Annotated in this window: 13 protein-coding genes; 9 read left to right on the top strand and 4 right to left on the bottom strand. The window is 43.7% G+C overall.

What is annotated here, in order from left to right:
- Positions 1-6: 6 nt before the first annotated feature.
- The 4 genes from JFC10_RS00215 to scpB all read left to right on the top strand — a co-directional run bounded on the left by JFC10_RS00215 (position 7) and on the right by scpB (position 4007).
- Positions 7-1104: an LpxL/LpxP family acyltransferase gene (locus JFC10_RS00215; RefSeq protein ID WP_198331155.1), complete on the top strand. Its 1098-nt coding sequence runs from the start codon at positions 7-9 to the stop codon at positions 1102-1104.
- A 155-nt stretch (positions 1105-1259) separates the two neighbouring features.
- Entirely contained in the window at positions 1260-2360 is a 1101-nt protein-coding gene (locus tag JFC10_RS00210; RefSeq protein WP_198331154.1) for a tryptophan--tRNA ligase, read from the top strand.
- 158 nt (positions 2361-2518) lie between these two features.
- Positions 2519-3325 carry a segregation and condensation protein A gene (locus tag JFC10_RS00205; protein WP_198331434.1) on the top strand — a complete coding sequence of 269 codons (807 nt, stop codon included), beginning with the start codon at positions 2519-2521 and terminating at the stop codon, positions 3323-3325.
- 136 nt (positions 3326-3461) lie between these two features.
- A complete protein-coding gene (scpB, locus tag JFC10_RS00200) occupies positions 3462-4007 on the top strand; it encodes an SMC-Scp complex subunit ScpB (RefSeq protein WP_406947325.1) in 546 nt (181 codons plus the stop codon).
- 179 nt (positions 4008-4186) lie between these two features.
- Here the strand turns inward: scpB and lolA are convergent, their stop codons facing one another.
- The 3 genes from lolA to rplU form a co-directional block, all read right to left on the bottom strand.
- On the bottom strand, positions 4187-4885 hold the full coding sequence (gene lolA, locus JFC10_RS00195) for an outer membrane lipoprotein chaperone LolA (RefSeq protein ID WP_198331433.1): 699 nt from the start codon (positions 4883-4885) through the stop codon (positions 4187-4189).
- Positions 4886-5311: 426 nt separating this feature from the next.
- A complete protein-coding gene (rpmA, locus tag JFC10_RS00190) occupies positions 5312-5569 on the bottom strand; it encodes a 50S ribosomal protein L27 (protein WP_193011160.1) in 258 nt (85 codons plus the stop codon).
- A gap of 91 nt (positions 5570-5660) precedes the next feature.
- The gene (gene rplU / locus JFC10_RS00185; RefSeq protein ID WP_010199185.1) at positions 5661-5972 is read right to left on the bottom strand and encodes a 50S ribosomal protein L21; all 312 of its coding nucleotides are present in this window, start codon (positions 5970-5972) and stop codon (positions 5661-5663) included.
- Positions 5973-6524: 552 nt separating this feature from the next.
- On the opposite strand from rplU, the gene JFC10_RS00180 reads away from it, so the two are divergent.
- The 5 genes from JFC10_RS00180 to hemB all read left to right on the top strand — a co-directional run bounded on the left by JFC10_RS00180 (position 6525) and on the right by hemB (position 15892).
- On the top strand, positions 6525-7550 hold the full coding sequence (locus JFC10_RS00180; protein ID WP_198331152.1) for a polyprenyl synthetase family protein: 1026 nt from the start codon (positions 6525-6527) through the stop codon (positions 7548-7550).
- Positions 7551-8183: 633 nt separating this feature from the next.
- Positions 8184-9581, top strand: a complete 1398-nt coding sequence (locus tag JFC10_RS00175; protein WP_198331151.1) for an efflux RND transporter periplasmic adaptor subunit — start codon at positions 8184-8186, stop codon at positions 9579-9581.
- Between the two features lie 34 nt (positions 9582-9615).
- Positions 9616-12846 (top strand): efflux RND transporter permease subunit, encoded by a 3231-nt coding sequence (locus JFC10_RS00170; protein WP_198331150.1) that lies wholly within the window; start codon positions 9616-9618, stop codon positions 12844-12846.
- Positions 12843-14654: an efflux transporter outer membrane subunit gene (locus JFC10_RS00165; protein ID WP_198331149.1), complete on the top strand. Its 1812-nt coding sequence runs from the start codon at positions 12843-12845 to the stop codon at positions 14652-14654. Before JFC10_RS00170 ends, JFC10_RS00165 begins: the two co-directional genes overlap by 4 nt.
- Before the next feature lie 230 nt (positions 14655-14884).
- Complete coding sequence (hemB, locus tag JFC10_RS00160; RefSeq protein ID WP_198331148.1) at positions 14885-15892, top strand: porphobilinogen synthase; 1008 nt, start codon at positions 14885-14887, stop codon at positions 15890-15892.
- 125 nt (positions 15893-16017) lie between these two features.
- Here the strand turns inward: hemB and JFC10_RS00155 are convergent, their stop codons facing one another.
- Positions 16018-16995 carry a glutathione S-transferase family protein gene (locus JFC10_RS00155; RefSeq protein WP_198331147.1) on the bottom strand — a complete coding sequence of 326 codons (978 nt, stop codon included), beginning with the start codon at positions 16993-16995 and terminating at the stop codon, positions 16018-16020.
- Between the last annotated feature and the right edge of the window lie 179 nt (positions 16996-17174).

Below are 17174 nucleotides of genomic sequence, written 5' to 3'. Positions count from 1 at the left end.
AATGTTATGAAAGCGCCTGAACAATACGACCCAAGCAAACCACCTACCAAAAGCAGCCTGCCACCGCCAAGTACGCAGCAGCCTGCTAATGCTAAGTCCCCAGCGATACCCGCTGGCATGCCAACGATTACCCAAAACCATAAGCGCACAGCACCCATAGAAAAAAAACCTTTTCAATGGCAGTTTTTGTTGCCTAAATATTGGGGCATTTGGCTATTAGCAGCAATGATCTTACCCATCATCTTTTTGCCGCTACGTTGGCAGTTTTGGCTGGGGCGTAAGCTTGGTATATTTATCTATAAAGTGGCAGGCTCACGTCGGCGTGATACGCTTATCAACTTAAAACTGGCCTTTCCAGAAAAACCAGACGTCGAGCGCGAATTGATGGCAAAACAAGTCTTTGTCAATCAGGGCATTGGCGTGTTTGAAACTTTATGTGCTTGGTATCGTCCAAACGTTTTTACTCGTACCGTTTCAATTTCGGGATTGCAGCACATTGTCAATGCACAGAATGAGGGTCGGCCTGTTATTTTACTCGGTGCTCATTACACCATGCTAGATCTGGGTGGTTTATTTTGTGCCCAATTTTTTGCCTTAGACTGTATGTATCGCACACAAAATAACCCGCTGCTTGACTGGTTTATTTATAATGGTCGTACCAATATTTTTGGCAAGCAAATAGCCAGTCGTGACATGCGCAGTTTTGTTAAGTCAATTAAAGCTGGTCATGTGATTTGGTACTCACCTGACCAAGATTATGGTTTAAAACAAGGCGTCATGGCACCATTTTTTGGTGTGCCAGCAGCTACTATTACGGCATCACGGCGCATGGCAAAATTGGGCGACAAGGCACGTCCACCAGCGCTAATGGCGCTGCATACCTATCGGCAAACGCCTGACAGTTTACCCAAAGGCAAACGCCCACATTATCACCTAACGATTACTCCAGAGATTCAAAACTATCCAAGTAACGACGAAGTGGCTGATGCGACGCGAGTCAATGAGTTGCTAGAAGGGTTGATTCGTATTGATCCCACTCAGTGGATGTGGTTCCATCGTCGTTTTAAGAATGGTCCCGATGGTCGAACTGATATCTATAAGTAAGACCTTATTCCTACGAAAAATCGACAGGAAATTTGCTATACTTTGCAGCTCATATTTTTTCTATTGCCTGTATATAAATAACAATGAATTTATAATAAATTGAAAAACGAAACTTTTATAAATAAAACTTTGATGAACCAAATAACGGATTTGCCATGAATAATAATCATATTTCTGCTAACCAGAACTCTGACAACCAAGCTTCTGATCACTCAACACAAGCCAAACGTATTTTAACGGGCATCAAACCGACTGGTACTCTGCATTTAGGAAATTACGTTGGAGCGATTCGTCCAGCCATTCAGTCTATCCAAAACAGTGACGACGAAGCATTCTTCTTTTTAGCAGATTACCATGGCATTATCGGCTGTTATGATCCTGCTATTATTCATGAGTCGACCAAGGCCATTGCGGCGACTTGGATTGCTTGTGGTCTTGATCCTGAGCGCGTCACTTTTTACCGTCAATCAGATGTACCAGAAATACCAGAGCTTGCATGGATTTTAAACTGTTCTTGTGCCAAAGGTTTAATGAATCGTGCTCATGCTTATAAAGCAGCAGTCGATATTAATATGAAAAAAGAAGATGTCGACCCTGATCAAGGTATTAATATGGGATTGTTTGGCTATCCTGTACTCATGGCAGCAGATATCTTGATGTTTAACGCCACACATGTACCTGTCGGTCGCGACCAAATTCAGCATGTTGAAATGGCACGTGATATTGCTGGTACCTTTAACCATCGCTATAAAACGCTGTTCACCTTACCAGCTGCGGTTGTAGATGACAATATCCCATTATTGACGGGTCTCGATGGTCGCAAGATGAGTAAGAGCTATAGCAACACCATCCCGCTATTTGGTGAGCCTAATCCACAAGTCAGTGCCGAAAAACAGATGCATAAAGCCATCATGAAAATTGTGACCAACTCACAACTGCCTTCCGAGCCAAAAGATCCTGACGATTCGGCTATTTTTGAGATTTACAAAGCCTTTGCTACTCCTACAGAGATTGCTGATATGCGCGATCAGTTCGCCGCTGGTATCGGCTGGGGCGATGCAAAACAAGCGTTGTTTGAAAAAATAAATGCGGAAATAGCCCCGTTCCGTGAGCGTTATCAAGAACTGATGGCAAACCCAAAAGAACTAGAAGAGATCTTACAAATGGGTGCAGATAAAGCCCGTCGCCATAGTCACAAGCAATTAGACAAAACTCGTCGTGCCATTGGTATCCGTCCACTTGCAAAACTTAAATAATCGTTTGATGATGTTAACCAAGATGGATATTAAGCGTGCAGACTGAGCTAAAAAATGAACAAGCGGCTTTACCAAAAGCAGCTTGTTCTCTAAGTGCGCTTCAAGCCCCTAAGCCTTTAGATACCAAGCGCAAACACGAGAGTTCAGTTGTCAATGATATGTCTCTACGCATTTACCAGACATCCGTACAACATCTCCCAGAAGATCTCTATGTACCACCGCAAGCGTTTGCCATTTGGCTTGAGCAGTTTGCCGGACCCTTAGATTTTTTATTATATTTGGTCAAAAAAAACAATGTTGATCTGACCCAAATGCCGATATTGCCCATTACTGAGCAGTATTTGGCTTATATCAGCGAATTAGATACCGAACACTTTGAATTGGCCGGTGATTATCTGTTAATGGCGTCAACGTTGATTGCGATTAAAACTGAGCTGTTGCTGCCCAAGCCTGAAACTCCGAGCGATGAGCGTGATCCAAAAGCAGAGCTGATTGAGCGCCTTGAAGAATATGCACAAATCAAAGTAGCCAGTCAACGCTTAGATAATCTGGTGCGTCTTGAGCGTGATGTGTTTTTAGCAATGGTCAGTATGCCCAGTCAAGATGTTATGAATGCTGAATTACCAAGCTATTCGCCAAACCTTTTGATTGATAGCTTATTTAAAATGCAGCTACAACCAGATTATCAAATGCATACCATCAAATTCGATGCTGTTCCCCTTGCTGATCGTATTGCCAGTATTAGCCGACAACTCAGCACGGATGGCGAGCACTCTTTTTATGAGCTACTAGATAAAGCACAAGGTAAAATAGGTGTGGTTGTCAGCTTCGTTGCCATACTGGAGCTGATAAAACGACAGTTGATTGGTATCGTAAATGCTGATCTGGAAAGCCATCCTACCACTGACAATGATGATGCTGAAGACCGTCATACTAAACCCTTAACGTTACAGTGGTTGGCCTAGTTATTATCCACTTGTCTATTCCTATAAATATCGATACACATTATTATTTAAAAAGAGTCACTTTCTAATGACAGATACTGACAATACCAAGCAAGATCATGACAAACCATCTTCATTATCTACCGCTTTACTGTCATTGACCGATGAGCAGCGACAGCATCTAGAAGACATAAGCAAGCATATTGAAGTGCTATTACATGCGTCAGAAACGCCCCTCACCGCCACTGTTTTAAGAAAAAACCTATCTTTAACCACTAAAGAGCTTACGCAGGCTTTGGCGCTACTCGGACAGCGCTTGGATATGGGTGTGCTAAGCTTGCACGAAACTGCCAGCGGTTATCGACTGCAAATCGCGAACAACTACAGTGCCTTAATTCAACGCATCTTCCCGCAGCGGCAAGAACGCTTAAGCCAAGCCTTACTTGAGACGCTTAGTGTGATTGCCTATAAGCAGCCAGTGACCCGTAGCGACATAGAGCACGTGCGCGGTGTGACGCTATCCAGCAATATATTGCGCCAGCTTTTTGATAAAGGATGGATTAAAGAGGATGGTTATAAAGATACTCTAGGTCGCCCAGCATTGCTACACACCACACCACAATTTTTAGATGCCTTTGGACTGAATGAGTTGAGCGAGTTACCACCGATGCCAGATATGAATGCCATCAAAGCGATGTCTTGAGCCTTTAAAACGTTAAATCTTTGAAACATAATATGGGAGAGATTGAGCATTATTCTTCAGATAATCTCACTTAAAAAAAAGACAGACCGCATAGGATCTGTCTTTTTTATTTAATCAAGAAAGTCTTTGATTGGCTCTCAAGAATTAACTTTTAAGAATTGGCTCTTGATAACTACCTGTTACTGATTGATAACATCAACGCCTTTTGGTGGCGTAAACTTAAACTGACTACTGCTGACGCTTGGGTTTAGCTTAATACTGCTAAATTTGATGGACGTAGTCTGACCAAGGCTATCATTTAGCACCATCATCACTGGCTTACCACCGCTAAAACTCATTGATAAGCTCTTAAAACTGGCACTATCTGATTTTGGATACAGCACGTAGTAGTTTTTATTATCATATGGCTGGGTAATTTTGAAATTCTTGTCTATTTGGCTTGGGTCGCCTGATAACAGCAGTGCTGGCGTATTACCAACTTGGCTGTCAACGTTTTGCTTAGTTGCTTGCTCTAAGTCCTTGTCATAAACCCACATGGAGTTACCATTAGCAACGATCAATTGCTGTGACGGCGACTTTGTTTCCCAGCGGAAGTTATTTGGACGTTGTACACTCATCGTACCAGTAAAAGTACCACTGCTTGCACCTTTGGTCGTTTGGCTAAAATTAGCCGTCATGCTTTTGGTATTTGTCAGCAGCTTGTTTAAACGCTTAGCAGCGGTTAAATTATCAGCTGGTGCAGCAGTAGCTGATTGGCTCAAAGCCATCATTGGCGCTGCGACGCCAAGCGATGTCATTAATACACCCGTTAAAGCACCGCTCATCATTTTTTGTTTTAAGGTTTTTTTTGTAGTCGTCTGTTTCGTTAGTAAAGTCATCATAAATCCTCTCTAAAAATGCATAATCGCTTAAAAGTAAAACTTCTTATTAAAATTTTTGCTTTCCATAAATGTTTATCTAGCCACCATAAAATAGCTGCTAATAAACAATGACGACAGTGTGCCAGTTTTTTTATTACACGCCTAGTCATGATTTGCAATCTTTACTACGGCTGCCATACACACTTGTAACTGCTTTTTTGACCACTTTTTCGATCATAGTGGCTGCACAATCGTAAAGCGTATGGATAGTGAATTTTTGACTATTCATCATTTCCTAACGTTGTTTAACAGGGTTAAGCTATTTTAGCATCCGTAACCACGACGAAAACAACTAAGCAAAAAGCCCCTACTACCGAACGGTAATAGAGGCTTTTTAGTCATCGGATTATTTGAGTCAAAGACTAAAATAACCTAGATGGGCAATTATGCGCTTTCAACCATTACATAACGACGGTTGAACTTACCTTTGGTCGCAAACTTTACCACACCGTCATTCAGTGCAAATAAAGTATGGTCACGACCCATGCCAACGCCTTCGCCTGCGTGGAATTCTGTACCACGTTGACGAACGATGATGTTACCGGCAACGATGGTTTGACCACCAAAGATTTTTACGCCGAGCATTTTTGGGTTTGAATCACGACCATTACGGCTTGAACCGGCAGCTTTCTTATGTGCCATGGGAAAATCTCCTTGTTAATGTGACTTATCGCTGATGCGATAACTCTTAAGCATTTAGTGCGCTATTTAGCAGTAATTGCTAAGTGGATAATTAGGCATTAATGGCTTTGATTTTTAACAAGGTATACCATTGGCGGTGACCTTGCTCTTTGTGATAATGCTTACGACGGTTGTGCTTGACGATACGGATTTTTTCGCCGCGACCATGTTCAACCACTTCAACTTCAACGCTAGCACCTTCAACGATAGGCTGACCGATTTTGACAGTTTCACCGTCAACAATCATCAATACGTCTTCGAATTTGATTGTTGCGCCAGTTTCTGCTTTTAGTAGTTCAACTTTAAGCAACTCATCGACAACTACACGGTGCTGTTTACCACCAGTTTTGATTACTGCGTACATTGTATGACTCCGTTTAACCCGTGTGCCGTGGCTGATGTTATACCAACGCTTTTACGACGAACACGACAGGGAAAAATTAAAGGCAAGATTTTACGGCTTTTTGCTCATAAAAGCAAGCCGTCTATCTCACTTGTTTGACTGATTTTTGTAAGATAGTTACATGAATAACCACCTCACTTTTTATTATATCTATTGCTGATTAGGAGCGCATCCAAGATGCTACTCCAACAAAAAAAACACTATATAATAATAGCGGCTATTATAACTTATATAATCAGCGACTTACAGCCTTTTATACATCTCTTGTATGACCTTAAATATAGCCGATAAATGATCATTTATATCAGTGCGATTTCAGCCAATTTTTACAGTTTTTATGTCGATTTATATATATAGTAAATCTTATGTGAAAAATATTCGCGATGTTCTAGGCACGTTTTAACCGACAATCTAAAGGCTTAGCTATGCTATTATAGAAAATAATGCCTTATCTATCTATAAAGCCAAGGCTATAAAAAATTCTCTTTATTCTTATTAATATGACTATTTATTATGACCAGCACCCCTTCACATAAAACAGATTCAATGACTCAATCAACGCCTAATTATGCGGATATTCAAAGTATCGTGGCGGATGATTTTGAGATTATGGACAAGCAAGTATTCGGCAGTCTTAATTCCAAAGTTCAACTGGTAATGAGCGTCTCACAGCATGTGATTAATGCTGGTGGCAAGCGCATGCGACCGCTGATTACCTTGTTATGTGCACGCATGTTTGATGACAAGCCCTCAGAAAAAGCCATGCATTTAGCAGCGATTACCGAGATGCTGCATACAGCGACCTTGGTTCATGATGATGTAATTGATGAGTCAGGACAGCGCCGTGGTAAGCCAACGGCTAATGCCACATGGGACAATGCCACCGCAGTATTGGTCGGTGACTATCTGATTGCTCGTGCCTTCAACTTATTAGTTGGCTTTCAAAGCTTGCCACTATTACAGGTATTTTCAGATGGTACCTGTGATATTGCTGAAGGTGAAGTATTACAGCTCCAGCATCAGCATAATCCTGCCGCGACAGAAGAGGACTACTTACGCATTATTGACGGTAAAACCTCGCGTCTGTTTATGATGGCCACTCAGGGCGCTGCGATTTTACAAGACAGAGTAGAACATATGCAGGCTTTAGGCGATTTTGGTCAGCACTTTGGTAATGCCTTCCAAATTATAGATGATGTTCTTGATTATAGTGGTGATAGCGAGCTGATGGGCAAAAACCTTGGTGATGACTTGGCGGAAGGCAAGCCAACCTTGCCTACCATCAAAGCCCTTGAGCTCTTAAAAGACAATGACAAGGCAGGCTATGAGCAATTGCGTGTCGCTGTACAGACAGGAAAGACACCGAACGCTGAGCAACTTATCGCATTGGTACGTGGGTCAGGCTCATTAGATTACTGTAAACAGCGGGCATGGGAAGAAACCAAGCTGGCGCAACAAGCACTGAGTACGCTACCTGACAATCGTTATCGTACCGGCTTATATCAATTGACTGAATTGGCTAGCGCACGCTTGCTGTAATGAGTATTGTCGTAACAGCCGTTAATACTAGCAGCTATTACGGGGATACAGCGGCAATTAGCTGTTGGTCAAGACCCTTAATGGGCAATTATGTTAATGGTCACACTTAATAGTTGCTAAAATTTTTGTTTTGTTTACAAGCCTTATTTATCATCGTTTAAAGACCTTAATATCTGTATGGATATGCTATTTTCACAAAAGTTTACAATTATTTCTCATTGTCCATTGTATGACTGTGCATTAGCTGTTAATGGAGATGGCGCTTGCCATGACAGCATTTAATTTATTCACAAAAGCTGATATTACTGTGTCTAACCATAAATCCTGCGCTCAACTACTTGACTGTGGGGTTATCCCTATAGTTTATAATTACTCGTTAAATTTACTAATCAAGATTGTGGTTGAGCTACATCTTTGATGCTGAAGAGTCTTACACCGATACTTGATACTTATATCGCTATTAGGCGTTCTAGTAGTGATGTTTTGCTAAATTCATATTATTAAGAACAAATTTAGCCAAAAAAGTATGGGTGATTAGAGTCAATACTAATTTTTATATTCAATACGCTTAGATTTATTGATAAATTTTTTATACTGTCATTACTTATTTTATACCTATTGCCGAGGACATTGATGAAGCACTCTACTCTTGCGCTTGTAATAGCATCTGTACTATCTGGAGCTGTACTGATTGGCTGTGACAAAAACGAGGACGCCGCTGGCACAGATGCCGCACAGCAGCAGATGCCGCCTGCGGTTGTCAACGTCCAGACTATTACTCTTGATACTGTACCTCAAGTACAGACTTTCTCTGGACGTACCACAGCTTATCAGACTGCCGACGTCCGCCCACAAGTTAATGGCGTTATTGACGAAGTATTGTTCCGTGAAGGCAGCAACGTCAAAAAAGGCCAGCCACTTTATCGTATCAATACTGATAACTACGCTTCTTCTGTCGCCAGTGGTCAAGCAGCGGTGCAACAAGCACAAGCCAACTACCAGACAGCACAAGCGAATAATGCCAATGCAAAAGCCGAGCTAGCCAGCCGTCAGGCATCATTGGCACAAGCACAGAATGATTTACAGCGCTTACAAGGCTTGGTCAGCATCGACGCCATATCAAAGCAGCAGTATGAACAGGCACAAACACAAGTACGTACTGCACAAGCAGCGGTACAAAGTGCAGCCGCCGCTGTTGGACAGACACAAGCAGGTATCGAAAGTGCAAAAGCTGGTATTCAAACTGCTCAAGCGGGTTTAGATGCTAGTAATCTAGATCTTAACCGTACCATCGTACGTGCTCCGCTGACAGGTCGTACGGACCGCTCTAGTGTCACGGCTGGTACTTTGGTCAGCGCAGGTCAGCCTGATCCGCTGGTGACTATCTCACGCTTAGACCCTATCTATGTTGACATCAGTCAATCATCCTCTGAGCTATTAAAACTGCGTCAGCAAATCGCTGAGGGCAAAGCACAGCCAGGTATGAATTCGGTTGAGTTGGTATTAGAAGATGGCTCGGTCTACCCAGAACGTGGCAAGCTTGCTTTGTCTGAAGCAAAGGTTGATGAATCAACAGGCGCTGTGACCTTGCGTGCTATTTTCCCAAACAGCAATAATATCTTGCTGCCTGGTATGTACGTAACGGCACGTTTGACACAGAGCGTGATTACCAATGCCGCATTGGTACCGCAAAGCGCAGTCATGCGTACACCAAAAAGTGAGACGCAAGTTTACATCGTTGATGAAAATAATAAAATCCAAGTGCGTCCTGTCACTATTAATGGTACCTATGAAGGCCAGTGGGTTGTCACTGATGGCTTACAAGCAGGGGACAAGGTAGTTGTTATCGGCGGCTCAAAAGTTAAGCCTGAACAAGAGGTGGTTGTTAAGCCATTAGAGAATCCAAACCCAGCACCAGCTCAAGAAGGTGCTCCTAATGCCCAGACGCCGCCGCAAGCTGCTAAAGCGATGGATAAGCCAGCTAGCAAAGATACCACTGCTCAGAAACCAGCAGACTCTACCGCTAACTAATTCCATTCAAAGATAGGAAGACTAGGGATATACTATGTCACGTTTTTTTATTAATCGCCCTATTTTTGCATGGGTCATGGCTATTTTAGTCATGCTCATCGGGGTGATATCGGTTATTAACTTACCGATTGAGCAGTATCCACGTATTGCACCACCGACGATTTCAGTCAGCGCAACCTATCCTGGTGCTAACGCTCAAACGGTTGAAGACTCAGTTGTTCAGATTATTGAGCAACGCATGAAGGGTCTTGATGGTCTGATGTATATGTCATCATCGAGCTCCTCGAATGGTAGTGCATCAATCACGCTCACTTTCGAAAACGGTACAGATCCTGACACGGCACAGGTACAGGTACAGAATAAACTCCAAGCCGCCATGAGCTCACTGCCCGAACCCGTACAACGTCAAGGCGTCAACGTTAATAAGTCGTCTAGCAGCTTTTTAATGGTGCAAGGCTTTATTTCTGAAGATGGCAGTATGGATCGTGCGGATATCGCTGATTATGTTAACTCAAATGTTGTTGATCAGTTAAGCCGTGTCGAAGGGGTTGGTGAAGTACAAGTATTTGGTTCTGCTTATGCCATGCGCATCTGGTTAGATCCAGCCCGCTTGCGCAGTTATAGCATGGTGCCATCTGATGTGGTTGATGCAGTACGTGCACAAAACGCGCAAGTATCTGCAGGTCAGTTAGGGCAAGCACCTGCCGATACTACTCAACAGGTTATCAATGCTACTGTTACCGTTCAAAGCTATCTACAAACGCCTGACGAATTTAAAAACATTCTACTAAAAACTGATTCCTCTGGTGCAAAAGTGCGCTTAGGTGATGTGGCAGATGTTGAGATTGGTAGTGCAGACTACGGTGTCGTGTCGCTATACAATGGTAAAGAAGCAGCCGGCCTTGGTATTTCATTGGCTGGTGGTGCAAACGCTCTCGAGACTCGTGAAGCCGTTGGTGCCCGTATGGCAGAGCTGGAAAAAAACTTCCCAGCGGGTCTAACGACAGTAATTCCTTATGACACCACGCCATTTGTGCGTCTGTCTATCGAACAAGTGGTTATGACACTGATTGAGGCAATTGTCCTCGTGTTTATCGTCATGTTCATTTTCTTACAGAACTGGCGTGCAACGATTATCCCTACTCTCGCTGTACCTGTGGTACTACTTGGTACTTTTGCTGTCCTTTATATCGCTGGTTTTAGTATTAACGTCTTGACCATGTTTGCAATGGTGCTATCCATCGGTCTGCTGGTCGATGATGCCATCGTCGTCGTCGAAAACGTCGAGCGTATCTTGGAGGAAGATCCTGATATTTCCATCAAAGATGCTACCGTACAATCGATGGGTGAGATCAGTAAAATCGTTATCGGTATTGCATTGATTCTATCTGCCGTATTTGTACCGATGGCGTTCTTTGGTGGCTCAACGGGTGTGATTTATCGTCAGTTCTCCATCACCTTGATTACCAGTATGGTGCTGTCGGCCTTAGTGGCGCTTATCTTTACCCCTGCCCTCTGTGTGACCTTACTAAAACGTAGTAAGAGCCATGATAAGAGCAATACCGAAGAGCAGAAAGGCTTCTTTGGTTGGTTCAACCGCTCTTTTTATAAAACCAGTCGCAGTTACGAAAACTTCGTTGGCAAAAGCTTCCGTTTTAAGTGGTTATATTTAATTCTTTATGCAGCCATTATCGGTATTATGGCGGTGGTATTCTTACGTATCCCAGGCTCGTTCCTACCAGAAGAAGATCAAGGTATTATGTTTACCTTGGTTCAGCTACCTGCTGGTTCAACGCTTGATGAAACGCAAGAGGTACTCGATAAAGTCAGTGATTATTACTTTACCCAAGAAAAAGACAATATTGCCTCAGTCTTTACGATCGCAGGTTTCAGTTTTGCAGGACAAGGGCAAAATATGGGACTGGCCTTTGTACGTTTATCTGATTGGGCTGATCGCCCTGGTGAAGAAAACACTGCACAGGCGGTCGCTGATCGCGCCATGGGTTACTTCTTTACCCAATTAAATGAAGCACAAGTATTTGCGATTGTACCGCCAGCCATTACCGAACTTGGTAACGCCAGTGGTTTTGACTTAATGATTCAGGACACCGGTAACCTTGGACATGAAGGCCTACTCGAAGCACGCAATATGCTGCTTGGTATGGCTGCGCAAAACGACCAAGTTGCGGGCGTCCGTCCAAATGGTCAAGAAGATGCACCACAGCTAAAAGTGAATATCAATCAGGAACAAGCCGCCGCTTATGGCTTGTCACTAGCTAGTATTAATAGTGTTATTTCTACCGCTTGGGGCTCAAGTTATATTAATGACTTCGTCGATCGTGGTCGTATTAAACGCGTCTTTATCCAAGGTGAACCGAGCAGTCGTACTAATCCTGAAGATATCGGCAAGTGGTATGTGCGTAACGATATAGGTGAAATGATTTCATTTGATGCTTTCTCTAGCAGCGAATGGCAGTCTGGCTCACCACGTCTGACCCGTTATAACAGCTTACCGTCAATGAATATTCAAGGTAGTGCTGCACCTGGTCTAAGTACTGGTGAAGCGATGAGTGCGATGGAAGCGATGATGGAGAAGCTACCTGAAGGTGTGGGCTATGAGTGGACAGGTATGTCACTTGAAGAGCAAAAGTCAGGTGCCCAAGCGCCGATGCTTTATGCGCTTTCAATCTTAGTAGTATTCTTATGTCTAGCAGCCTTGTATGAGAGTTGGTCTATCCCCTTCTCTGTACTACTGGTCATCCCACTTGGGGTATTAGGGGCAGTCATCTTTACGTGGCTACGTGGCTTTAGTAATGATATTTATCTGCAGGTAGGTCTACTCACAGTCGTCGGTCTATCCGCTAAAAACGCCATCTTGATTATTGAGTTTGCAAAAGAGCACCAAGAGGAAGGTTATAGTCTGAGAGAGGCTGTTATGACAGCAGCGCGACAACGTTTGCGTCCGATTATCATGACCTCGCTTGCCTTTGGACTGGGGGTTGTGCCATTATTCATCGCCACAGGCCCTGGCTCAGGCAGTCAAAACGCCATCGGTACTAGTGTACTTGGTGGGGTTGTTACCGCGACATTGTTAGGTATTTTCTTTATTCCTATGTTCTATATTTGGGTACGGAGTTTGTTCCCGCACAAATACGAGAATAACAAGCCAAATGATAAAGATGATGGTCATGGTACGCCTGACCCACAAAACCCAACGCCTTCTGAGAGTTATCAGCCTGCAAGCTTTGGAGACAACACACAATGAGTGCTCAAAAAATATTTAACACCAACTCAGCAGCGGTAGCGAGCATGACTACCACTGCACAACCAGTGCGCTCACGAATGCGCAGAAATGGTGGTCGTCTAATTGGTTTGACCGCTTTAGCACTGAGCATGGCTGCTTGTAACACGATTCCAAAAGCAGATATGCGCCCTGTGCTTGCTGAGCCCAATATCCCTATCGAACAGACCTACGGGGCGTTCGATAAAGAAACGGTGAGTAGTGCCGATCAAGCAAGTATTGCAGGTCAACGCTGGCAGAATTACTATAGCGACGAGCGTTTAAAGGGTCTGATTGCGTTAGGTCTTGAAAACAACAAAGACTTTGAAAGTGCTCGTTTAGCGATTGAAAAAGCACGTGCCCAGTATCAAATTACTGACCTTAATGACCTACCAGCTATTAATGGTAGTGGTGGCTACACACGTCAAGCACAAAATAGAACCAACAAAAATCCCAGCAGTAGTTATAACGTCAATCTAGGATTGGCTAATTACGAGCTGGACTTTTGGGGTAAAATTGCTAGCTTAAAAGATCAGGCGCTACAGAATTTCTTGGCCACCACAGCGGCCAAAGATTCGACCCAAATCAGCCTAATTAGTAACATCGCTCAAAGCTATGCCAACTTGAGCTATAGCTTAGCGCAGTTAAAGCTGGCAGAAGCCACGGTTGAAAGTCGTGAGACATCACTGTTTATCGCGGACAAACGCTATGAGGCAGGCATTGATCCTAAGCTGCCATCTTTGCAAGCTAGCGCGTCCTTAGAAAATGCCAAGCTTGCTGTCCTACGGGCGCAAAGCGGCATTTTAAAATCACGTAATGCCTTGCAGTTTTTGGTGGGTGGACCGATTCCAACCAATCTGATTCCAACACCAGCTGTCAGTAACATCACTAGTCAGCAGATATTTAGTGCTGGCTTACCAAGTGAATTACTACGTTATCGCCCAGATGTACTGCAAGCAGAATACAACCTAAAAGCCGCTGGTGCCAATATCGAAGTGGCACGTGCATCTTACTTCCCGTCTATCAGCCTAGCCAGTAGTATTGGGGTCAGTAGCGGCAGTTTAGATGATTTATTCAAAAGCGGCGCTGTCGGCTGGTCATTTGGTCCAAGCATTAGCGTGCCTATCTTTGATGCTGGTCGTTTGGATGCCAATTACAATGTGGCTAAAATTGAGCGTGAACAAACGCTCGCAGGCTACGAGAAGTCTATCCAAACTGCGTTCCGTGAAGTATCAGACGTACTAGCGACACGAGCCACATTGGGCGAGCAGCTCGAAGCACAGTATCGCTTGCAAGACAATTTTGAGCAGACCTATCAGATTGCCGATGCACGCTTTAAAGCGGGTATTGACAACTATTTGGACGTGCTCGATGCGCAGCGCTCTTTATTCTCAACCCAGCAAGGGATTCTGGACTTAGAGCTGCAAAAAATCGTCAGCCAAGTCGAGCTATACCAAGTGCTGGGCGGCGGTGCTAATCTGGATGTACCTACGGTGATTCCTGTTCCGCATAAGAACTTAGTGCAATTGGTCAATCTACCTGCCAATAGCAATAAAGCAAAAGCGGCGAACGCTATCGATGCAGCTAGCTCAGCGCGAGTTGCCTCTGCACAAGAAGCAAAAGCCATTAAGCAGGCGCAACCATCGGAAACGGCTACCTTTAGGCCAACCGCTGTCGTTGATGTCAATAATGATGGTAAAAAAGACGCTGCCGTAGGCGTGGTTACCAAACAGACGACTTTTAACGAAACCAGTGTTGAGCAAGTACCAGTCACGCAGATTGTTGAGCCTTAAACACTCATAAATAGTGTGAGGTGATTTCCTTCACATTGATAGTCGATATGTACAAAAAGCCCTACCGACTTGGTAGGGCTTTTTGCTTTTATAATGTGCTTTTGGTTATAGTAGAAAACTTAAATTAAAGGCATGCCCTAGTGCCCTTTCTGTAGAAAACATATGCTGTAAAACAGATTGTTTAATCAAGCTGATAAATAACAATGATTAAAATCAAATAAGGAAACATCATGACTTATACCTTTAACCGTCAATTCCCTGAAACTCGCTTGCGTCGCCTACGCTACAACGACAACGTTCGCGCAATGATTCGTGAAGTTGAGCTCCATCCTAAGCACTTTATCGCGCCGGTTTTTGTGATAGAAGGCGACAATCAGCGCGAGACGATTTCTAGTATGCCGGGCGTTGAGCGTTTATCAATCGATTTGCTTATTAATTATGCCAAAGAGCTCTTGGCAGAGGGTGTCACTACCATCGATATCTTCCCTGTCATTGATAATGCATTAAAAACCCCTGATGGCAAAGCCGCTTACGACGAGAATGGTCTTACCGCACGCGCGGTCAAAGCGGTCAAAGATGCCGTACCAGAAATGGTCGTCATGACTGATGTAGCGCTAGACCCTTATACATCGCATGGTCAAGACGGTTTGCTCGACGACAGTGGCTATGTCATCAATGATGCAACCACCGAAGTATTGGTCAAGCAAGCCCTTGTACATGCCCGTGCTGGTGCTGATATTATTTCTCCTAGTGACATGATGGATGGGCGTATCAAAGCCATGCGTGATGCATTTGAAGCAGAAGGCTTTGTTAATACCGCGATTATGGCCTACTCAGCCAAATATGCCTCTGCTTACTATGGCCCGTTCCGTGATGCTGTTGGTAGCGCTGGCAATTTAAAAGGTGGGCATAAAAAGCAATACCAGATGGACTTTGGTAATCGCGCTGAAGCGTTGCATGAAGTGGCGATGGACATAGCCGAGGGTGCAGATATGGTGATGATTAAACCGGGTCAGCCGTACTTAGATTTGATTCGTGAAGTCAAAAATACCTTTGGCGTACCGACTTTTGCTTATCAAGTTTCTGGCGAATATGCCATGCACATGGCTGCTATTCAAAACGGCTGGTTAACCGATGCGGTGATTTTAGAATCCTTAATTGGTTTCCGCCGTGCGGGCGCTGATGGCATCTTGACATATTTTGCGCTAGAAGCAGCCCGTCAGCTAAACAATGCTTAATATCAATTAAAATGCCTTTTACATCGTAAAACACCCCAGCTACTTCATAGTAGCTGGGGTGTTTTTTACATTGATATTCTATTTATGCTGAGCCGTTTTTGCCCACATGTATAAAACAAACATATCTATAGCTGATCACGATTATGTGCTGTCGTAAAATCAATAGCAGGGCCAATAGGGATGATACGAGTGGGATTTATATTGGCGTGGCTGGTGTAATAATGTTGCTTGATGTGCCCCATATTTACTGTCTCAGCGATACCTGGTACTTGGTATAGATCACGCAGATAGCCCCAAAGGTTTGGATAGTCGATAATGCGGCGTAGGTTGCATTTAAAATGCCCAACATAGACAGCATCAAAACGAACTAAGGTGGTAAACAGTCGCCAATCAGCTTCAGTTATAGTGCTCCCTGTGAGGTAACGCTTATCTGCTAGGCGCGCTTCAAGTGTATCTAATGCGGCAAACAGCTCAATCACCGCCTCTTCATAAGCCTCTTGTGTGGTCGAAAATCCAGCCTTGTACACACCATTATTAATCGTCGTATAGACAAACGCATTAATGTCATCGATTTCTGGCAATAATGATGCTGGCGAAAAATCACCTGCTAGTGCGCCAACCTCATCAAAAGCTGAATTAAACATACGAATGATCTCTGATGATTCATTACTTACAATCGTATTGGTCTTTTTGTCCCATAAAATTGGAACGGTAACTCGTCCCGTATAGTTGGGTTTTGCTTTAATATAAAGCTCATAAGCATAATCTGCATGGATAAGCGGATCAGCAATCACGCCCTTACCCTCTGCAAACGTCCAGCCGTGCTCTCCCATAAAGGGATGGACCACAGATATCGGAATGATGTCCTCTAGACCTTTGAGCTTACGATAAACCAAAGTGCGGTGTGCCCAAGGACAGGCTAGCGACACGTATAGATGATAGCGATCGGCCTCAGCCTGAAATCCGCCAACACCTGTAGGACCTGCACTGCCATCTACAGTTACCCAGTTCCTAAACCCGGCATCTTCACGCTCAAATCGACCACCATTTTCTTCCGTGTCGTACCATTTATCTTGCCACTTACCATCTACCAATAAGCCCATGTTATTCTCCGACTAATTCTATTTTGATATAATTTTATGGAACATGCATACTATGAAATTATTATCACAATAAACACTCTACTTTGAGAATTATGATACCAGTTATGTATTGCCTATCCATTAGCCTTTACTGTTCTGTTGACAATAAAATATAAACCAACTTTACTGACTATTTAACA

The organism is Psychrobacter aquimaris (assembly GCF_016107525.1).
Classification (GTDB): domain Bacteria; phylum Pseudomonadota; class Gammaproteobacteria; order Pseudomonadales; family Moraxellaceae; genus Psychrobacter; species Psychrobacter aquimaris.
Note: the sequence above shows the minus strand (reverse complement) of the source record. Positions and strands in the feature narration are given on the sequence as shown.